This is a genomic window from uncultured Rothia sp. (genome assembly GCF_937976295.1).
Classification (GTDB): domain Bacteria; phylum Actinomycetota; class Actinomycetes; order Actinomycetales; family Micrococcaceae; genus Rothia.
On the sequence record NZ_CALJRY010000196.1, the window covers coordinates 1 to 2,756 of the forward strand.

1 protein-coding gene is annotated in these 2,756 nt (G+C 59.8%); it reads left to right on the forward strand.

The window, feature by feature from the left end; genetic code table 11:
* Positions 1-1,901 (forward strand): S8 family peptidase (locus tag Q0216_RS05455; RefSeq protein ID WP_298593570.1); only part of this gene is annotated, 1,901 nt, incomplete at its 5' end.
* Between the last annotated feature and the right edge of the window lie 855 nt (positions 1,902-2,756).

Consider the following 2,756-nt stretch of genomic DNA (forward strand, 5'->3'; position numbering starts at 1 on the left):
CCGATAACCGCCGCCGCAAGCGCCCCGCACGCGCAGCCATGAGCCTGCTCACCGCTGGTGCGCTCCTCTTCGGAGGCGACCTGCCCGCCGTCCTCGCGCAGGCACCCAGCAACGAAGCCTCCCTGGCAGCAGCTCAGGCCGCACCCCAAATTGAAGGCCCCGTAAGCCCCCTCAACCTCATGCGCGGCGGCACGGCACGCCCTAATACCCCCACCGCCGCAGCCCCCGGCACGCTCCCCCAGCAGGTGTTCGACCGGTTCATCGTCACCTACACCCAGGAAGCTAAGCAGCGCAAAATGCTGCGCGACGGCGACTGGGACGCAGTCCGCGGCATCGTTGACGACATCATGGACACCGTCGGAATCGTCAACGAAGCAATGAACGTCGACACCAAGTTCCTGCACAACACCTCCACCGATGACGCCGTCATCCAGACCTCCAAGACCCTCAACAAAAACGAAGCGCAGGAGTTCATGGCGAAGGTCGCCTCCGACCCGGACGTAGCCTCCGTCGAGCCCGACTACATCAACTACCCCGCCGCAGAGGGCGACATCACCTTCCAGTACAACGACCCGCAGTACGGCAAACAGTGGAACCTCACCGATCCCACCACCGGCGTCCAGAACACCGGTAACGCACGCCTGCGCCGCGGCGCAAACGTGAAGGTCGCCGTACTCGACACCGGCTACGTACCGCACCCCGACCTGGTCACCGGCATGGCAAACGGCTACGACTTTATCAGCGACCCCCTCAGCGCCCGCGACGGCGACGGCCGCGACCCCAACCCCAGGGACGAAGGCGACTACGCGCCCTACAACCTCTGTAAAGACCAGGCGAACGCCCACACTTCCACCTGGCACGGCACCAGCGTTGCCGGCATTATCGGCGCCCGCGGCGGCAACGGTATGGGCATTGTTGGTACCGCCGACCTTGCCCGCGTGCAGCCCGTGCGCGTGCTGGGCCGATGCGGTGGCCGCACCTCCGACATTGCCGATGCCATCATCTGGGCTGCCGGCGGACACATTGACGGAGTACCGGATAACACCTACCCCGCAAAGATCATCAACATGTCTCTAGGCACCGTGAGCACCTGCCCCGCCGCTTACCAGCGCGCCATCGACATCGCCCGCTCCAAGGGCGCAATCGTAGTCGCCGCGGCGGGTAACGGCAACACGGACGCCTCCAAGTACGCACCCGCCAACTGCTACGGCGTCATCACGGTTGGCGCAACCACCAAGGCTGGCACGCGAGCGTCGTTCTCCAACTACGGTACGAGGGTCAACATCTCCGCACCGGGTGAGAACATCCTCACCCTGTCCATGAACAGCCTCGACCGCCCGGATTACACTAAGTTCAGCTACGACTACGAGAGCGGCACTTCCATGGCGGCACCGCATGTCTCCGCTCTGCTGGCTCAGCAGCTGGTCAACGGTACCACCATGACCACCGAGCAGGTGTACGAGGGGTTCACCCTCATGAGGACGAACCGCATCAATTGCGATAAAGTCTTCTGCAGCCGAGGTATTATCAACAGCTTCTACCTAGCAAAGAAGGCGGGGAACCTGGACGCCAACGGCAAACTTGCCTTCCAGAGCCCGCCGCGCAAGGTCATTGCCAAGGGTCTGAGCGCTGGCGCATCTAAGGAAAAAATTGCCGACGGTGCAGGCGAGGTTGCTGAGGCAACCGCTACAGCATCCGCACAGGCGGCTGGCACCAATGAGGAGAACCTCGCCGGCTACGATCAGATTCCCGACGACCGGATTCCCGGCGCCCCCGCAATGGAAATCCCCGAAGATGCCCAGGTCTACGACCTGAACGGTGATGCCGAACCCATCACCCAGGACGAGCCGCTGGTCACCAACCCGGCGCAGAAACCTCGCGAGGCTGAAGAACAGCACTAGACTGTCCGCAATATAGCTCGGCTCGGTTTACGGGCATAGCAAAGCCCCCAATGAAAGAACTCATCGGGGGCTTTTCACGTCTACAACGAGTTTCGGCTAGTGGAGATGACTAGCGGTGGTTACCGGTCGCAAAACCCAGGTAGCCACTGCTCGGGTAACCACTGCTCGGGTAGGTGTTCGCAGAAGCACCGTACCATGAACGGTAACGCGGAGTGTTGCCTCAACGCGGACGCGACGGGTAGGAGGGGCGGGTCACCGGGCGGCTAGCATTAGGAGCCGGGGTCACCTTAGGCGCGGGGAGGGTGGAGAGAATACGGAAGAGTGAGGTGTTAGCGCTGTACAGTGTTTTCATCGCACGTATCTGCCGGGCAGATACCTCTGTGGACAGGTCGGTGGACACATGTCTCTGCAGGCAGATATCGTTGTGCGGGGTGGTTGATGCGCGGCACTGTGGTGCGTGGTGTCTGCGTTGTGGCTTGTGGGCTGTTGAGGGTAGCTCCACAATGTGCATGCACGGGTACGCACCGTGAGATACTCTAGCACCCTTTCTGGGTTACTTTATGAATAAAATAACCTTTGTGATGCAGGTCATTTTATGCAGGGGTGAGTAAAACTTAAATCTTTACTTCAAGTCCATGAGAATAGTTCGACTAGGCATTTCTTTATCTGCATTTACGCGAAAGAAAAATCTCATTATTTACGCCACACTATCGAGTTTTGGCCGCTTCGCGCATAGGAAAAGGTGCTAGGATAGCGATATCTCACCACATAAATACTTCCGAAGAGCTCCCGCACGGGGGTTTAGAGAAAAATACACATCAATGCAGTGATGTGCATTTTCTTTTTCTATTCGCT